Raw genomic sequence first — 16,468 nt, forward strand, 5'->3', positions numbered from 1 at the left:
GCCACCACGAGGGCCGGGTGCCGGCCCCCTCGTACTGAGTTGCTCAGTCACGGTCAGGACCTCCCGAACGGGCCACACCGACGCAGCCCGCCACATCGAAACTACCTGTGTTTGGGTGCGACGCGCCCGGAGACGGGAAACCATATCGGTGAATTCGTCGTTAACGCCGCGACGTCGACCGACGTTTCCGCTGATCAGCAGCTTTATCGGCCAGCGACCGCCACGGTGTGAACTGGCGACATTTCAGCGAAGGTTTCCCGCCTCCTCGCCGCGCAACAGATCGAGCAACACCGGCACATGACTTCGCTCCGGCTCCCGTGTCGCCGTCAGCAGGGTCACCGGCGGATCGTTCGCCGCGAGGTCTTGCAACCGCTCCAGCTCCTCCCGCGCCGGGGAACCGGACAACTCATCGGCATACCGTTGGACGAACACCCCGCGCCGGCCGTCCGGGTCCGCGTGGAACCAGCGCCGCAGCTCGGTGGACGGTGCGATCTCCTTCGCCCATTCCTCGATCCGGGCCTCGGACTTCGTCAGCCCTCGTGGCCACAACCGATCGACCAGTACCCGATGCCCATCGTCCGGGCCGGGTTCGTCGTAGACACGTTTCGTCCGGAAGCCGGGCGGCGGTGCGAGCTTCTCATCACCCATGAATCCATAGCAGCACAACATCAATCGAGCGTGCCAGTACCGCCCGGCGGCGCTTCCGCCTCGACTTGCAGCCGAAAGCCCCTGGACACCACGCCCGTGCGGATTAGAGTCACGCTATGGGCGGCAACGCGGAGCTCGAGAAACTCTCCTCCAAGGAACTGCACGATCGGGCGGTCAAACAGGCCGTGCGCCACGCCGACATCAAGTTCCTCTGGGAACTCCTCACCCGGATCCCCGCCGCGGAGGCGACCGCGGGGCGGGTGGGCGATAGCGAAGCCGATATCAAATGGGTCGTCCCGCTCATAGACGACTACATCCACGCCGGTGACGGAGAGCTGGCGGACGCGCTGCGCCCGTTCTACCTCGACTACCTGACCGGCCGCTCCTGAACCATGGTCCGGCCCACGACCGGCGGGCCGGACATCCCGCGCGCTCGGAACCGGGCCGGTACTCGCTCATACGTCGAGCTCGGCCCCGGTGGGCGGGGGCGGCACCGCTTCCAACGCGGCGAGCTCGTCGTCGGTGAGCAGCCGGGAACGGATGAGAAACCGGACACCTTCGGGCGCCTCCAATGAGAACCCGCTACCCCGCCCGGGCACCACATCCACCGTGAGGTGGGTGTGTTTCCAGTACTCGTACTGGTCGGCACTCATCCAGAACGGGGTATCGGCGTCGACCCGCCCCAACAGCACGTCCGAGGCGCCCACCCGGAGCTCACCGCGCGGATAGCACATGGGCGAACTGCCATCGCAGCACCCACCGGACTGGTGGAACATCAACGGCCCGTGCCGCTCGATCAGCTCCCGCAGCAACCGCGCCGCCGCTTCGGTGAGCTCCACCCGGTTCGGCCCGGAGGACGGTGGCGGTGGCGGTGGCGGTGGCGGTGGCGGTGGCGATATCAGAAGAAACCCAGCTTCTGGGGCGAGTAGCTGACCAGCAGGTTCTTGGTCTGCTGATAGTGGTCGAGCATCTTGGCGTGGTTCTCCCGACCGATACCGGACTTCTTGTATCCACCGAAGGCCGCGTGCGCCGGGTAGGCGTGGTAGCAGTTGGTCCACACCCGGCCCGCCTTGATCCCCCGACCCAGCCGGTAGGCGGTATTGGCGTCTCTGGTCCAGACACCGGCGCCGAGCCCGTAGAGGGTGTCGTTGGCGATTTCGAGCGCCTCTTCCGGGGTGTCGAACCTGGTCACCGCGACGACCGGACCGAAGATCTCCTCCTGGAAGATCCGCATATCGTTGCTGCCGTAGAACACGGTGGGCTGGATGTAGTAGCCGTTGGGGAACTCCTCCACCTTGCGGGGACCACCGCCGGTGAGGACCTCGGCGCCTTCCTTTCGACCGATGTCGATATAGGACAGGATCTTCTCGTATTGATCGTTACTGGCCTGTGCGCCGATCATGGTCGCCTCGTCGAGCGGATTACCGCCCTTGATGGCTTCGGTTCGCGCGATACAGCGGGCCATGAACTCGTCGTAGATGGACGAGTGGACGAGCGCACGCGACGGGCAGGTGCACACCTCGCCCTGATTCAGGGCGAACATCACGAAACCTTCGACCGCCTTGTCGAGGAACTCGTCGTCGGCGGCCATCACATCGGGCAGGAAGATATTCGGGCTCTTACCGCCCAATTCCAGGGTGACCGGAATGATGTTCTCACTGGCGTACTGCATGATCAGCCGCCCAGTAGTGGTCTCACCGGTGAAGGCCACCTTGGCCACCCGGGGACTCGACGCCAATGGTTTACCGGCTTCCACCCCGAACCCGTTGACCACGTTCAGCACGCCCGGTGGCAGCAGATCGGCGATCAGCTCCACCACCTTCATGATGGAGGCCGGGGTTTGTTCGGCGGGTTTGAGCACCACCGCATTACCGGCCGCCAGCGCGGGGGCCAGTTTCCAGGCGGCCATCAGGATGGGGAAATTCCACGGGATTATCTGGCCGACCACGCCGAGGGGTTCGTGGAAGTGGTAGGCGACGGTATCGGAGTCGATTTCGCTGATCCCGCCCTCCCGGGCGCGGATGGCACCGGCGAAGTAGCGGAAATGATCGACGGCCGACGGTAGATCGGCGGCCTTGGTCTCCCGGACCGGTTTGCCGTTCTCCCAGGCCTCGGCCACCGCCAGGGCTTCGAGGTTCCCCTCGATCCGATCGGCGATCCGGTTGAGGATATTGGCGCGCTCGGCGACCGAGGTGGCGCCCCAAGCGTCGGCGGCGGCATGCGCGGCGTCCAGGGCCAGATCGATATCGGCGGCCGAGGAACGGGCCACCTCACAGAATTTCTCCCCGTCGATCGGGGACGGATTGTCGAAATAGCGGCCTTCGACCGGAGCGATCCATTCGCCGCCGATGAAGTTGTCGTATCGGGCGGCGTAGCTCACGATACTGCCGTCGGCTCCGGGCTTTGCATAGGTCATAGCGCATGCTCCTGGCGAATCGAAGACTGATGCCCACTCTCCATGATGGTGATGCAGATCACTTCGATAATGCCCCACCGGAGTGTTCCCCGAAGAAGAACGCCCGATCGTCCGGCAAACGGCGCGGACACGCCGCCATATCACCGACGCAGCGCCGCCCGAGCCAATCCGACCACCGCGCCGCGCAGGAAGTTCTCCCAGCTGAAATGGTCGTGCCACAGGATGATTCGGCCGTCTCGCAGTTCGAAGGTGCCGGCGACCCAGAAGGAGATCCGAACCGGCCCCACGCGCAGGATGTCGGTTCGGTCGGTGAGTACGACATCACCTCGAGCGGCGATATGGTGCATTTCGGCGGCGAATCCGAACTGGTCTCGGTTGAGACCGCGCAGCAGTTTGGCGACCCGGTCGCAACCACGCACATCCGGCAGCGAGGTGTTCTTCCAGACGATATCCGGGTGCACCAACTCCAGCGCCTCGGAGACCGCCCCCGATTCCAAGGCGTCGAAGAATTCGCGCACCGTGGTGATCGCATCCTGATCCACGTCTTTTTCGGTCATTCACCGAGGGTAGGTCGATTGCGGCCGTTGCGACCGCCGGACGGCCGAGATTCCCGACGATCGATGAGCGCCGCCAATCCGTCGAGAACTCGATCGATGCCGAAATGCAGCGCGTCGTCCCGTTCCGAACCACCGGTGGACTGTTCCCGCATGACCGCGGTCACCCGGGGATAGCGGTCTCCGGCAATGGCCATCACCTCCGCCATCTGCTCGATCAGACCCTCCTCCAGCCCATCGACACTGCCGACCCCCGCCTGTTGCACCAGGCTCCGCACATGACCATTGAGCACGACGACGGCATCCAACTGCTCCGGTCCGGTGAGGGGCGTCGCGGCCAGCACCCCGAGCGCCGCCTCCAACCATCCGAGCTCGTGCGGCCCCATGGGGCGGACACCGGTGGACAGTTCCAACGTCCACGGGTGGGCGCGGTAGCGCCGGAAGATCTCCTCGGCCCAGGCGCGCAGACCGGCCCGCCACGGCTCCTCGCGGGGAAGCGTTTGCACCGCGGTCAGATCCGGAGGCGCTCCCATCGCCGCCTCCAGCATCAGCGCGGCGAGTTCGGCCTTGCCGGGGATATAGCGGTACAGCGACATCTTGGTGTAGCCGAGGCGTTCGGCGACCCGCTGCATCGACACCCCGCCCATACCTTCCGCGTCGGCCAGCTCGATGGCCGCACCGACGATGACCTCCGTCGACAGGGAGGGTTTCGGACCGCGGCGCGGCGGCCGTCCGGTACCCCACAACAACTCGACAACGCTCGGCGCCGGCATCTCGGGCCCCTTCCGAAAATATGTTGACACTGAAACTGTGTCTACCATACGCTATTCCGCGTCCACCGGAAACAGATACCGGTGGACGCAATTTCTCGAATGGAGTGACCATGCGCAACCAGACCGTCCTGATCTCCGGTGCGAGCATTGCCGGCCCCGCCCTCGCCTACTGGCTGAACCGCTACGGGTTCGATGTCACCGTCGTGGAACGCGCGCCCGCGCTCCGCCCCGGCGGTCAAGCCGTCGATTTCAAAGGGGAAACCCACCTCACGGTGCTGGAACGCATGGGCATACTCGATGCGGTCCGGGCCCGACAGACCGGTGGTGCCGATGTGGTGTTCGTGGACGAGACGGGTAAGCGGCGCGCGAGCCTGTCCGGCGACTTCACCGGCGGGGATATCGAGATCCTGCGCGGCGACCTGGCCGAGATCCTCTACGCCCGAACCGCCGAGAACTGCGCCTACATCTTCGGCGATTCGATCAGTGGCCTCACCGAGACGGACGAAGGCGTCCGGGTCGAGTTCGAACAGGGACCGGCTCGCACCTTCGACCTCGTCTTCGGCGCCGACGGTATCCACTCCCGGGTTCGCGCACTGGCCTTCGGACCAGAGCGAGAATTCGTTCGGCACCGCGGTTACTACTACTGCATCACCGGCTCACAACCGCGAGCCCGGCAGACGGACGGCCCCGCCCGCGCGGTCTCCTACGCATACAACGCCCCCGGCCGACTCGCGGTCGCCGGCGGCCCCAAGGCCGAGCAGATGTACATGTTCGCCGCGCCCGAACTCTCCTACGCCCGCGACGACGAAGCCGAGCAGCGACGCATCCTCACCGAGGCCTTCGCCGGTGTCGGCTGGAAGGTACCGGAGATGCTCGCCGAGATGGCGCATCACGAGGACTTCTATCTGGACGCCCTGGCCCAGGTCCGAATGCGCACCTATGTCCGCGGACGAGTGGCGCTGATCGGCGACGCGGCGTACGGGAACACCCTGGCCGGGTTCGGAACCGGACTGGCGATCGTGGGCGCCTACGTCCTCGCCGGCGAACTCGCCGTCGCCGGCGGCGATCACACCGTCGCCTTCGCCCGCTACGACGCGATCATGCGTGACTACGCCGCGCTCGCGGGCAACAGCAACCCCGGACGCTTCCTCACTCCCAAAACCCGCTACGGCATCCGCCTGCGCGACCGGTTCCTCGGCTCCCGCCTTTTCGGCCTGATGGAGCGGTATGCGGCGGACGCCAAGAACAATATCGACCTGCGCGACTATCCGACTCTGCTCGCGGGCGGTATCGACAGCACGCCCACCCAACGGTAACGCCCTCGCGGTGGCCACCGCTCACAGAAGACCATGCCTGTTGTCGACACCGCTCGAACGGGCCGAAGCGGCGTCGACAACAGAACGAGATATGCCGCAGGACCGGACTCAGCCGAGCAGGTTCCAGTCTTCTAGGCCCTGGTACAGCGGGAAATCGCTCGCCAACTTGCGCACCCGGGCCCGCAACGCGTCCAGGTCGGCGCCACCGGCCAGTGCGGTCGCGATGATATCGGCGACCTCGGTGAACTCGGCGTCTCCGAAACCGCGGGTGGCCAGTGCGGCGGTACCGATCCGCAGACCGGAGGTCACCATCGGCGGACGCGGATCGAACGGAACGGCATTGCGATTCACCGTGATTCCGATCTCGTGCAGCAGATCCTCGGCCTGCTGACCGTCGAGTTCGGAGTTGCGCAGGTCCACCAGCACCAGATGCACATCGGTACCGCCGGTGAGCACCGTAATGCCCTTGCCCGCCACATCGGAGCCGGTGAGACGCTCGGCGAGGATCTTCGCGCCGGAGAGGGTGCGCCGCTGCCGTTCGGCGAACTCGGCGCTGCCGGCGATCTTGAACGCCACCGCCTTGGCCGCGATGACATGCATGAGCGGACCGCCCTGCTGGCCCGGGAACACCGAGCTGTTGAGCTTCTTGGCGTAATCCTGCTTGGCCAGGATCAGACCGGAACGCGGACCACCGAGGGTCTTGTGCACCGTCGAGGACACCACATCGGCGTACGGCACCGGCGATGGATGCAACCCGGCCGCGACCAGTCCCGCGAAATGCGCCATATCCACCCACAGGTAGGCGCCCACCTCGTCGGCGATCTCGCGGAACGCCGCGAAGTCCTGATGCCGCGGATAGGCCGACCACCCGGCCACGATCACCTTCGGGCGCGCCTGCAGGGCGGTTTTGCGGACCTCGTCCATATCGATCCGGTGGTCTTCCTTGGAGACCCCGTACGAGTGCACCTCGTACAGCTTGCCGGAGAAGTTCAGCCGCATCCCGTGGGTGAGGTGACCGCCGTGGGCCAGATCCAGCCCCAACAGCCGGTCGCCCGGATCCATCAGCGCCATCAGCACCGCCGCATTGGCCTGTGCCCCCGAATGCGGCTGGACATTGGCGAACTCCGCGCCGAACAGCTCCTTGGCGCGTTCTCGGGCGAGGGTCTCGACGACATCGACGTGCTCGCAACCGCCGTAGTAACGCCGACCCGGGTAGCCCTCGGCGTACTTGTTGGTGAGTACGCTGCCCTGCGCCTGTAGCACCGCCCGCGGAACGAAGTTCTCCGAGGCGATCATCTCCAGGGTGTCGCGCTCGCGGGCGAGCTCTCCTGCCAGCGCGGCAGCGACCTCGGGGTCGAGTTCACCGAGAGACTGGGTATTGACAGAGGCGGTCGTCTGCGTCACCCGGCCAGTCTATGAGCCCCGGATGAACGGGCCGGCATCGGGTTCGACCGGTTTCGCGCCATGGAGAGACACATCACACGGCGCGGTCCCCATGGCGTCGGTCGGCCCGGCACCGCCTCCCAACCGACCGACGGAACACACCGTTTCGGCGACGTCGCGCGGCCGTCAGCACATGGCGCGGACGGCGCCCGGGGTGAGCGGCTCGTCGAGCAATCGACGGAACCGCTCCGCGCGGTCGTCGGCGTCGACGGCCCGATCCAGCCATCCGCCGAGCAGCCGATAACCCTCCACATAGGTGCTGATGTAGGCGCGCCACAGCGGAGACGACAGGAAACGCAACGACTGACGGGCCCGTTCGAGGGAGGTCAGGCTCCACCGCTGTAGAAACCCCACCACCTCGTCGGGGTCCCGGCCCTGGTCGTGCAGCATCAATGCGGCGTCCTGGCGCACACTCAGCAGCTGCGCCGACGCCTCCGACAGCCGCTCCGCGCGTTCCCCGTCGAATCGCAGCCCCAGGTCGGCATAGATCTCCTGCGCCCACACCCCCCAGCCCGGACCGACGATCGAACGCAGCGCCAGATCCGCCAAGCCCTCCGCCATCAGACACTGCGGCGTGTTGACGAGGAACAATGTCTGCTCGACCTGCCCCGCCGCCACCAGCCCGGCCTCCTTGCGGCAGTGCTCGGTGTGATGACCCGGGTACGCCTCGTGCGCGATCAACCGCGGCAGATTCGCCATGTACTGGCGCAGATCGGAGTTGATCGCCACCGTGGAGCGGTAGTTGCCCTGGTAGTAGTTGAACCCGGACCAGGGCTTGTCGCCGACCACCTCATAGGTGACGTGCTCGTGGTCCGGCAGCGGATACCGAGCCCGCACCAGCTCCCGCAGCGCGCCGGAAAACGCCTCCACACAGGCCGACAACCGTTCCGGCGGTATCTCGTCGGCGCGGCGATGCGCCGCCATCCGTTCGGCCAACGACCCGTCGCCGGCAAGCACCTCGTCCATCTTGCGGTGTGCGTCCCGGTAGTCGTCGGGATCACCGATGCCGATCTCGACATCGAAATAGGCGCGGACCTCGTCCACGAAACCGATCTCGTCACCGGCGAACTTGCGCGCCGAGCACTCCAGGGCCCGCAGATGCACATCCAGGAACTCGGTCCGTTCCGGGGACAGTCCGGCGGAGGGCAATTCCGACCGCAGCACCGTCGCCCGACGGGCCAACTCACGCGGGTCGGGCGCGGGCGCGTTCTCCACCTCGCGACGCAACCGCGGATCACCGGTGTAGGCATCGACGAAACCCTCTTCGAGACGGTCGAAGGCCAGGCCGAGCCGTAGGTATTCGATTACGAGGGGGTGCGCGTCCATGAAGCGGAGTCTATGTATTCGGCGGCGGCGCGGGCCGAGCCACGGGGGCTTCCCTCGGAGGAACGAGGTGTCCGAGAAAGTGATGCCGATACCCCTCCAACGCTCGAACCCCGGTGGCGCGCTCGGCCGGGCAGAGGCCTGCGGAACCGGATTCGCAGGTGTGGGAGCAGGCCGGAGTGGATATGGAAGATGGAGGTGGACGAGCGTTCCGGACACGCCGGAGAGGTGGTGGAGATTACGGGTGACCAGCGGATAATGGACCCCCTTTTACAGGCGAATCCGTCCAAGGCGCAGAATTCAGCCATGAGGGCACAGACGGACCGCATCTCACAACAACGGCACGGCCACTGTGCATGTTCGGCGGAGCGGAGCGCTGGGTAAATGGCAAAAGCGAACGAGCCGAGTCCGTATGTGGAATTCGATCGGAAACAGTGGCGCACGCTGCGCAAATCGACCCCCTTGGTACTCACCGAAGAAGAACTGATCGGCCTGCGCGGCCTGGGTGAGCAGATCGATCTGGAAGAGGTCGCCGAGGTCTACCTTCCCCTCGCCCGACTCATTCATCTACAGGTCGCCGCGAAACAGCGATTGTTCGCCGCGACCGCCACCTTCCTGGGCGAAACCCACCCCGACAAGCAGGTCCCCTTCGTGATCGGGGTGGCGGGCAGCGTGGCGGTCGGCAAATCCACCACAGCGCGCGTCCTGCAGGCGCTATTGGCCCGGTGGGACCACCATCCGCGCGTGGATCTGGTCACCACCGACGGATTCCTCTATCCCACGGCCGAACTCACCCGACGCGGCATCATGCACCGCAAGGGTTTTCCGGAAAGCTACGACCGACGCAAACTGCTGCGTTTCGTCACCGAGGTGAAATCGGGCGCACCGGAGGTGTGTGCGCCGGTGTATTCACATATCTCCTACGATATCGTTCCCGGCGAATTCCACTGTGTGCGCCAGCCGGATATCCTCATCGTCGAGGGACTGAACGTGTTGCAGACCGGTCCCCGGCTGATGGTGTCGGACCTGTTCGACTTCTCCATCTATGTCGACGCTCGTATCGAGGATATCGAGAACTGGTACGTGCAAAGGTTTCTCAGCCTGCGCAAAACCGGATTTGCCGACCCCAAGGCCCATTTCCATCACTACGCCAGATTCACCGATTCCGAGGCGACATCGGCAGCCAAGGACATCTGGAACTCGACCAACCGTCCCAATCTGGTGGAAAACATTCTCCCCACCCGCCCCCGCGCCACACTGGTCCTCCGCAAGGATTCCGATCACAGCATCAACAGGATTCGACTCCGCAAACTCTGAGCGATACCCGCCCCGGGTGACCGAGACCGTTCCGCCTTCTCGGACACCCACCGCGACAATCGGGCCCCTACCGAACCCGAACCGGCCGAAAGCAGGTCACACAGCAACAACGCCCGCGAGGTAGATCCCGGGCGACCGGTCCCGGTCGCCACCTTCTCGGACACTCACTTCGATGGTCGGACCCCACCCGGCTCCGGGCAGAGGACAGCCGGCATCACATCGACACAGCGGAGGGGAAGACCCGCACCGCTGTGGCCGGCCGGCTCAGGTGCCGTACCGGCGGTGGCGCGCGGCGTAATCGCGCAGGGCCCGTAGGAAATCGACCCGCCGAAATTCCGGCCAATACGCCTCGGTGAACCAGATCTCGGAGTAGGCGCTCTGCCAGAGCAGGAAGCCGGAGAGTCGTTGTTCGCCGGAAGTGCGGATGACCAGGTCCGGGTCCGGCTGTCCGGAGGTGTAGAGGTGCTGGTCGATCGCGTTCACGGTAATCGACTGGACCAGGTCTTCCCCGGTCTCACCGGCCGCGATTTCCTGGCGGACCAGTTTGCGCACCGCATCGGCGATCTCTTGGCGTCCGCCGTAACCGACGGCCACATTGACGTGGGTTCCGGTGCGTCCGGTGGTGCGTTCGGCCGCGGTGCGTAGCCGTTTGGCGACCAGCTCCGGCAATCCGTCCAGCGAGCCGACGATGCGCATACTCCAGTTCTGTTCGGGCGCCGACAGTTCTTCGACCACGTCGGTGATGACCTCGAACAGCGTTTCCACTTCCTCGGGAGCACGCCGCAGGTTCTCGGTGGACAACAGGTAGACGGTGACGAGTTCGATACCTTCGGCCTCGCACCAGCTCACCAGTTCGGCGATCTTCAACGCCCCGACCCGGTGCCCGTGGTTGACGTCCGTGAATCCGTTCTCCCTGGCCCAGCGCCGATTGCCGTCGCAGATCACCGCGACGTGCCGGGGATGCTGCTTGCCCACCAGCTGCTTGGCCAGCCGGGCCTCGTATATGCGATACGGAAGACTGCGCACCCGACTACGAAATTCCACGACGTCCAACAGTACGCCCTGTCGGCGTTGGGTCCTCGGTTGCGGCGGGTACCGGTACAGTAGGCACTCCGAGAAACCTACGGAAGCGTAGGTTACCGATGGGTTAATCAGGAGGTATGCCGTGTCCGACCCGGCAACCGATGCCACACACGACGATGTCATCGGTCCCAACCCGGCCGAGTCATTGGCCGCGCTGGTCAAACCACGAATGCGCGGCTGGATCCACACCTGGGCGACCGGGGTCGCCGCCCTGGCCGTCGTCGCCTTGGTCATCGCCGCCGCCGGTGTGTCGACCACCGCGATATGGGCAACCCTCGTCTACGGACTCACCGTCTGCGCGCTGTTCGGCACCAGCGCCGTCTACCACCGGGTGACCTGGTCCACCACTCGGGCCCGTATCCGGATGAAACGTCTGGACCACTCGATGATCTTCTTGTTCATCGCCGGCAGCTACACACCGTTCGCGCTGCTGGGCCTACCCGAACGCACCGGACGCATCCTGCTCACCGTGGTGTGGGCGGGCGCATTGGCGGGCGTGGCATTGAAACTGCTGTGGCCGATGGCGCCGCGCTGGGTGGGCGTCCCACTGTATCTGCTGCTCGGCTGGGCGATCGTGCCGGTGATAGGACAACTGCTCGACGCGGCGGGAGCCCTGCCGGTGTTGCTCCTGTTGATCGGCGGACTCGCCTACAGCGCAGGCGCCGTTCTCTACGCCACCCGGTGGCCGAACCCCTGGCCCACGGTGTTCGGGCACCACGAGTTCTTCCACGCCGCGACCGTGCTCGCCGCCCTGGCCCACTACATCGCCGTATGGTTGGTGCTGCTGCGCTGAGCGCGGCAACCGCTCTATGCTGCTCGATCGTGTTCTTTCTCACCGTCGCCGGCGGTAGTCGGGCGCCCGACCACGACCAGGTGCCCACCCGATCGGAGTGGCATCGATGTTCTCCCCACCGATGTTCTCCCGACCGATGACCTCCCGACCGATGACCTCCCGACTGGTGGTCCGGGCACTGCGGGCGCCCTGGGGGCTGGCGGCAATGGTCGTCACGGGCAACCTCGCCGGTCTGGTGGTCATCGTCATGCAGTTGTGGCTGAGCGGGTTCACCGCCCGCCTCGGCCCCGACAATCTGAACGACCTGATCCTGGTGTCCATCTACCCGGTGATCGGATTCCTCATCGGCGTCGGACTGGCCATCCGGGACCGAATCGTCTACTTCGGTTGGCTCGACCAGACCCGCCGCCCGACGCCGCGGGAGGCCCGACGGCTGCTGCGGCTGCCCATCGCCATCACCTTCCGAGCCATGGCGTTGTGGCTTCCGGGGGTCGTTCTGTCCGCTCTGCTCCTGGCGCGCATCACTCCCGAAAACGATCTCCTCGTCATGGGGGCCATGTTCACCATCGGTGGGCTGGAGACAGCGGGGCTGACCTATCTGATCGTCGACCGGATGATCCAACCGGCGATTCCACTCGTGGCCGCGGTGCTCGGCCCCACCATGCACTGGAGTTCCACCGTATTCGTGCGCGTGGTGCTGGCCTGGGCGTTGGCCGGCGCCATGCCGCTGAGCGCGCTGATCGTCGTCCTCGCCGATCCGGTGACGCACACCCCGGACCGCATTCGCACGGGTATCTATGTCGCCGTGCTCGGTCTCGTGGTGGGCGCCCTGGCCACCGCCACCCTGGCCCGGGCGGTGGCCGTGCCGCTACGCACACTCCATCTGGCGCTGGATCGGATAACCCGGGGCGAACTGGATGTACGGGTACCGGTGGGCAGCGCCAACGAGATCGGGCGTCTGGAGCACTCGGTCAACGAACTGGCCGCCACGCTGCGGGAACGGCTGCGGATGCGGGATATGTTCGGCCGCCACGTCGGAGACGAGGTCGCCGAGCGGGCACTGGCCGGCGGGGCCGACCTGGTCGGCGATGTGCGCGAGGTGACCGCCCTGTTCGTGGATGTCACCGGTTCGGTGGCGATCTCCACCGGATTACCGCCACAGGAGTTCGTCGCCAAACTCAACCGGCTCATGTCCATCGTGGTGGCCGCGACCGAGGAGAACGACGGACTGGTCAACAAGTTCGAAGGCGACGCGGCACTGTGCATCTTCGGCGCGCCCATCGCGCTACCCGATAACGCCACCCCCGCCCTCCGGGCGGCGCGCAGGATTCGCGACGAGGTTTTCGCGGGCGGTGAACTCGACATCGGTATCGGGGTGGCCCGCGGTCGGGTGTTCGCCGGTGATGTGGGCACCGACACCCGACGCGAATACACCGTTATAGGCGACGCGGTCAATGCCGCGGCCCGCCTCACCGACCGCGCCAAGCAGGTTCCGCGCCGCATTCTGGTGAGTCAGAGCGTCATCGATGCCGCGGAGCCGGGCGAGCAGGCCAGATGGACGCCCTACGGGAACGTCGAGCTCCGTGGAATGGCCGAGCCCATCCCGTCCTGGAGCGATATCGAACCCGATCCACGACCGAACGAACGGGCGGCTCGGTAGCGCCGCGCCACGGCGACCCACCCGCGCTCAGCGTCCCTGCGCCAGGCGCGACCGCAGGTCGGTCACCGTGGTCACGGGCAGATCGCACACCGAACCGCGACAGACATAGGCCGCCGGACCCCCGTCCACCGGCCGGCGCTCGGCGAGCAGCGGTACCGCGTCGGGCTCGCCCGCCACGATAACCGTGCCACCGGGCGCATGGGCATGCGCGGCCACGAGTAGTTCACCGGCCCGGCTCCGGGCGGAGTCGGCGCCGGACGGGACCGCCACGGCGATCTGGAGTGGGCCCTGCAGGGCCGCTTCGGCCACGGTGAGCCACTGCCCCGCCGAACGGGGAGCTCGGGCCAACACCACCGCCCCACGGGCCAATGTGTGATCCGCGAGCTCGCGATAGCGCCCGGCCCGCGCGGGATCGGCGACGGCGGAGGCGGTCAGCAGCGCTTCGGCGAGTGCCGAGACGCCGGCGGGGGTGGCTCCGTCGATGGGATCCCGGGGACGGGCGACCAAGGTCTCGGCGTCGTCGGCGGTGTCGAACCAACTGCCCGAAGCATCCGGATCGGCGAAATGGGTGATGGCGGCGTCCAACAGTCGCAATCCACGCTCGAGCCACATCACCGAGCCGGTGGCCTGATGCAGGGCGAGTAGGCCGGTGGTCAACCAGGCGTAATCCTCGAGAATGCCGGGAGCTGCTCCGGCCGCCCCACCCAGCGACGCGCGCCGCACCCGGTCGTCGACGATATGCTCGGCCAACAGGAATTCCGCGCAGCGGATCGCCGCGGACAACCAATCCTCGCGGCCGTGGGCGAGGGCGGCCTCGGTGAGCGCGGTGATCGCCATACCGTTCCAGGCGGTGACCACCTTGTCGTCGCGTTCGGGCTGCGGCCGACGGTCCCGGGCCGCACGTAGGGCGGTGCGGACCCGTTCGAACCGTTCGCGGTCGTCGGGATCGGTGTATCGGGTGAGCACCGAACTGCCCTGTTCGAAATTCCCCCCGGTGGTGACGCCGAAGACCTCCGCCGCCCACGTGCCGTCGAGGGGGCCGAGTTCGGCGGTCAGTTCGGCGGGGGTCCAGACATAGGTGGCGCCCTCGACCCCGGGCAGGCCGGGCTCCAGATGGGTATCGGCATCCAGGGCGGAGGCGAAACCACCGTGCTCGGTTCCCAGATCGTCGAGCAGGAACTCCACGATCTCCCGGGTGACCCGCGACGACAGCGAATCCCGCGCCGGGTCGAGCCGGGCCAGATGCGCATAGGCGCGCAGTAGTTGGGCATTGTCGTAGAGCATTTTCTCGAAGTGCGGCACCACCCAGGCGGCATCCACCGAGTAACGGGCGAAACCACCGCGCAACTGGTCGTAGATACCGCCGCGGGCCATGGCCTCGGCCGTATGCTCCACCGCCGCCCGCACGGCCGGGTTCGCGGTGCGCTCCCAATGTCGCAGCAGGCCTTCCATCAGGGCCGACGGCGGGAACTTGGGCGCTCCCCGGAAACCACCGTGCTCGTCGTCGATATCCCGCAGCACCGCCGCGACGGCGTGATCGAGCAGTTCGGGCGTGAGGGTCAGATCCGTTTCCGGTAGCCCGCCGGCCTGTTCCCGCAGCGCGGCGGAGACCTGCCCGGCGGCCCGGTCCACCTCGTCGCGACGAGTGCGCCAGGTATCGGCGACCGCCGTGAGCAACTGGGTGAACGACGGCATACCCCCGCGCGGCGCCTTCGGGTAGTAGGTGCCGCAGTAGAACGGTTCACCGTCGGGGGTGAGGAAGCAGGTCATCGGCCAGCCGCCCTGACCGGTCATGGCGACAGTGGCGTTCATGTACACCGCATCCAGGTCGGGGCGTTCCTCCCGGTCCACCTTGACACAGACGAAGTTGTCGTTCATCAGCGCCGCGGTCGCCTCGTCCTCGAACGACTCGTGCGCCATCACATGGCACCAATGGCAGCTCGCGTAGCCGATCGACAGCAGAATCGGCACGTCCCGGGCGGCCGCCTCGGCCAATGCCTCGGCGTCCCACTCCCGCCAATGAACGGGATTATCGGCATGCTGGCGCAGATACGGCGATGTCGCGCTGCCCAAACGGTTCACTCTGCCAGCCTCCCACACCCGGCGGATGAGATACACGGTCTGCCCGAACCCCCGTCCGGGACGGCCGTGATGGGACTACCCGCTCTGGTGAGGATATGCGGCCCGGGTGAGAATTGTGTGTGCCATCGTCCCTGGTCGGGTCTGCCGTGGTCGGAATATTGTTACAGGCCGGCCTCAAATCCGGCGTCACCTGTCCGGTGATAACAACAGGCAGGAGAGCGCGATGAGTCAACGGCCGGCGATCAACCTGGACGAACTTCGCGCACTCGTCACGAACCTGGAACGCCTGATCGCCGAAGCCACCCGGGCCGCCGCTGGTCTGAAGGCCGCCATCGCGACCGCGGAAGCGGCGCATTCCGACGCCGCCCCCGAGACCGGCCGCGCCGAGCCATCGCAACCGACCGCCACCGATCTCGGCCCCGCGACAGCGGCGCCGTCGCGATGCTCTCCCGCGGGACGCAAGCCGGGACCGACACCGTGGTCTCGGCGAAAAGCGGGGGCTCGCCCTGTTGTACGGCCACAGCCGCAACCGGCCGAGGCATCGGCCCGACCGGCGGCGATCGCCGTGTCGGGTACGCAGCCATCCGTACCACCGGTATCACCGCCCGCCCGGCAACTCCCCAGGCCGGCCATGCCACCCACGGTTGTTCCACCACCCACCGTCGTTCCTCGGATACCGTCGGTCACCACATTGCGCGCGGACCACATCACCCCCGAGCCGGCAACGCCGGAGAACACGGGACCTGCGACCGCTCCACCACACCCCGCCAAGCCTCGCGCGAACAACTCCGCGCCCGAAGCGGCAATACCCGAGGCCTTGGGACCAACGACCCACCTCCGAGTCGAGCCATCGCCCGAGCTACCCACCAAGTCAGCGGCCGAACCACCAGTCAAGTCACCGGCCCCGTCACCCGCCGAACCACCGGCCGTGCCACCCGCCAAGTCGTCGGCCGAACCACCAGTCAAGTCACCAGACCTGTCATCCGCCGAACCGCCAACGGAACCAACGGCCGTGCAGCCGATCGAACCGCCGGTCGTGTTATCAACCGCGTTACCGGCC

Annotated in this window: 14 protein-coding genes; 5 read left to right on the forward strand and 9 right to left on the reverse strand. The window is 66.6% G+C overall.

Annotated features, from left to right (window positions below; all coding sequences use genetic code 11):
- Window positions 1–243: 243 nt before the first annotated feature.
- Entirely contained in the window at window positions 244–648 is a 405-nt protein-coding gene (locus tag ON32_RS17415) for a DUF488 domain-containing protein (protein ID WP_040792025.1), read from the reverse strand.
- 116 nt (window positions 649–764) lie between these two features.
- Between ON32_RS17415 and ON32_RS17420 the strand changes: the two genes are divergently transcribed.
- On the forward strand, window positions 765–1,037 hold the full coding sequence (locus ON32_RS17420) for a hypothetical protein (protein WP_040792026.1): 273 nt from the start codon (window positions 765–767) through the stop codon (window positions 1,035–1,037).
- 66 nt (window positions 1,038–1,103) lie between these two features.
- Here ON32_RS17420 and ON32_RS17425 read toward each other — a convergent pair whose 3' ends face one another.
- From ON32_RS17425 to ON32_RS17440, 4 genes are all read right to left on the reverse strand, one after another.
- A complete protein-coding gene (locus ON32_RS17425) occupies window positions 1,104–1,547 on the reverse strand; it encodes a DUF779 domain-containing protein (protein ID WP_051133396.1) in 444 nt (147 codons plus the stop codon).
- Window positions 1,547–3,064, reverse strand: coding sequence for an aldehyde dehydrogenase (gene adh, locus ON32_RS17430; RefSeq protein ID WP_040792028.1), 1,518 nt, complete (start codon window positions 3,062–3,064; stop codon window positions 1,547–1,549). Before adh ends, ON32_RS17425 begins: the two co-directional genes overlap by 1 nt.
- A 140-nt stretch (window positions 3,065–3,204) precedes the next feature.
- Complete coding sequence (locus ON32_RS17435; protein WP_040792029.1) at window positions 3,205–3,621, reverse strand: limonene-1,2-epoxide hydrolase family protein; 417 nt, start codon at window positions 3,619–3,621, stop codon at window positions 3,205–3,207.
- A complete protein-coding gene (locus ON32_RS17440) occupies window positions 3,618–4,391 on the reverse strand; it encodes a TetR/AcrR family transcriptional regulator (RefSeq protein WP_051133371.1) in 774 nt (257 codons plus the stop codon). Before ON32_RS17440 ends, ON32_RS17435 begins: the two co-directional genes overlap by 4 nt.
- Before the next feature lie 110 nt (window positions 4,392–4,501).
- On the opposite strand from ON32_RS17440, the gene ON32_RS17445 reads away from it, so the two are divergent.
- Window positions 4,502–5,707, forward strand: coding sequence for an FAD-dependent monooxygenase (locus ON32_RS17445; RefSeq protein WP_040792158.1), 1,206 nt, complete (start codon window positions 4,502–4,504; stop codon window positions 5,705–5,707).
- Between the two features lie 108 nt (window positions 5,708–5,815).
- On the opposite strand, the gene glyA is transcribed toward ON32_RS17445, so the two are convergent.
- The gene (gene glyA / locus ON32_RS17450; protein ID WP_040792030.1) at window positions 5,816–7,111 is read right to left on the reverse strand and encodes a serine hydroxymethyltransferase; all 1,296 of its coding nucleotides are present in this window, start codon (window positions 7,109–7,111) and stop codon (window positions 5,816–5,818) included.
- 165 nt (window positions 7,112–7,276) lie between these two features.
- Complete coding sequence (locus tag ON32_RS17455; RefSeq protein WP_040792031.1) at window positions 7,277–8,476, reverse strand: DUF885 domain-containing protein; 1,200 nt, start codon at window positions 8,474–8,476, stop codon at window positions 7,277–7,279.
- 381 nt (window positions 8,477–8,857) lie between these two features.
- Here ON32_RS17455 and coaA point away from each other — a divergent pair, with 381 nt between their 5' ends.
- Window positions 8,858–9,790: a type I pantothenate kinase gene (gene coaA / locus ON32_RS17460; RefSeq protein ID WP_040792032.1), complete on the forward strand. Its 933-nt coding sequence runs from the start codon at window positions 8,858–8,860 to the stop codon at window positions 9,788–9,790.
- A 264-nt stretch (window positions 9,791–10,054) separates the two neighbouring features.
- Here the strand turns inward: coaA and ON32_RS17465 are convergent, their stop codons facing one another.
- On the reverse strand, window positions 10,055–10,843 hold the full coding sequence (locus ON32_RS17465) for an isoprenyl transferase (protein WP_085995223.1): 789 nt from the start codon (window positions 10,841–10,843) through the stop codon (window positions 10,055–10,057).
- A gap of 151 nt (window positions 10,844–10,994) precedes the next feature.
- Here ON32_RS17465 and trhA point away from each other — a divergent pair, with 151 nt between their 5' ends.
- Entirely contained in the window at window positions 10,995–11,666 is a 672-nt protein-coding gene (gene trhA / locus ON32_RS17470) for a PAQR family membrane homeostasis protein TrhA (RefSeq protein ID WP_373284322.1), read from the forward strand.
- 106 nt (window positions 11,667–11,772) lie between these two features.
- Window positions 11,773–13,326, forward strand: coding sequence for an adenylate/guanylate cyclase domain-containing protein (locus ON32_RS17475; RefSeq protein ID WP_245551119.1), 1,554 nt, complete (start codon window positions 11,773–11,775; stop codon window positions 13,324–13,326).
- Window positions 13,327–13,353: 27 nt separating this feature from the next.
- Here the strand turns inward: ON32_RS17475 and ON32_RS17480 are convergent, their stop codons facing one another.
- A complete protein-coding gene (locus ON32_RS17480) occupies window positions 13,354–15,408 on the reverse strand; it encodes a thioredoxin domain-containing protein (protein ID WP_245551120.1) in 2,055 nt (684 codons plus the stop codon).
- Window positions 15,409–16,468: the final 1,060 nt, after the last annotated feature.

The sequence above is a fragment of the Nocardia paucivorans NBRC 100373 genome (assembly GCF_000308675.1).
GTDB classification, from domain to species: domain Bacteria; phylum Actinomycetota; class Actinomycetes; order Mycobacteriales; family Mycobacteriaceae; genus Nocardia; species Nocardia paucivorans.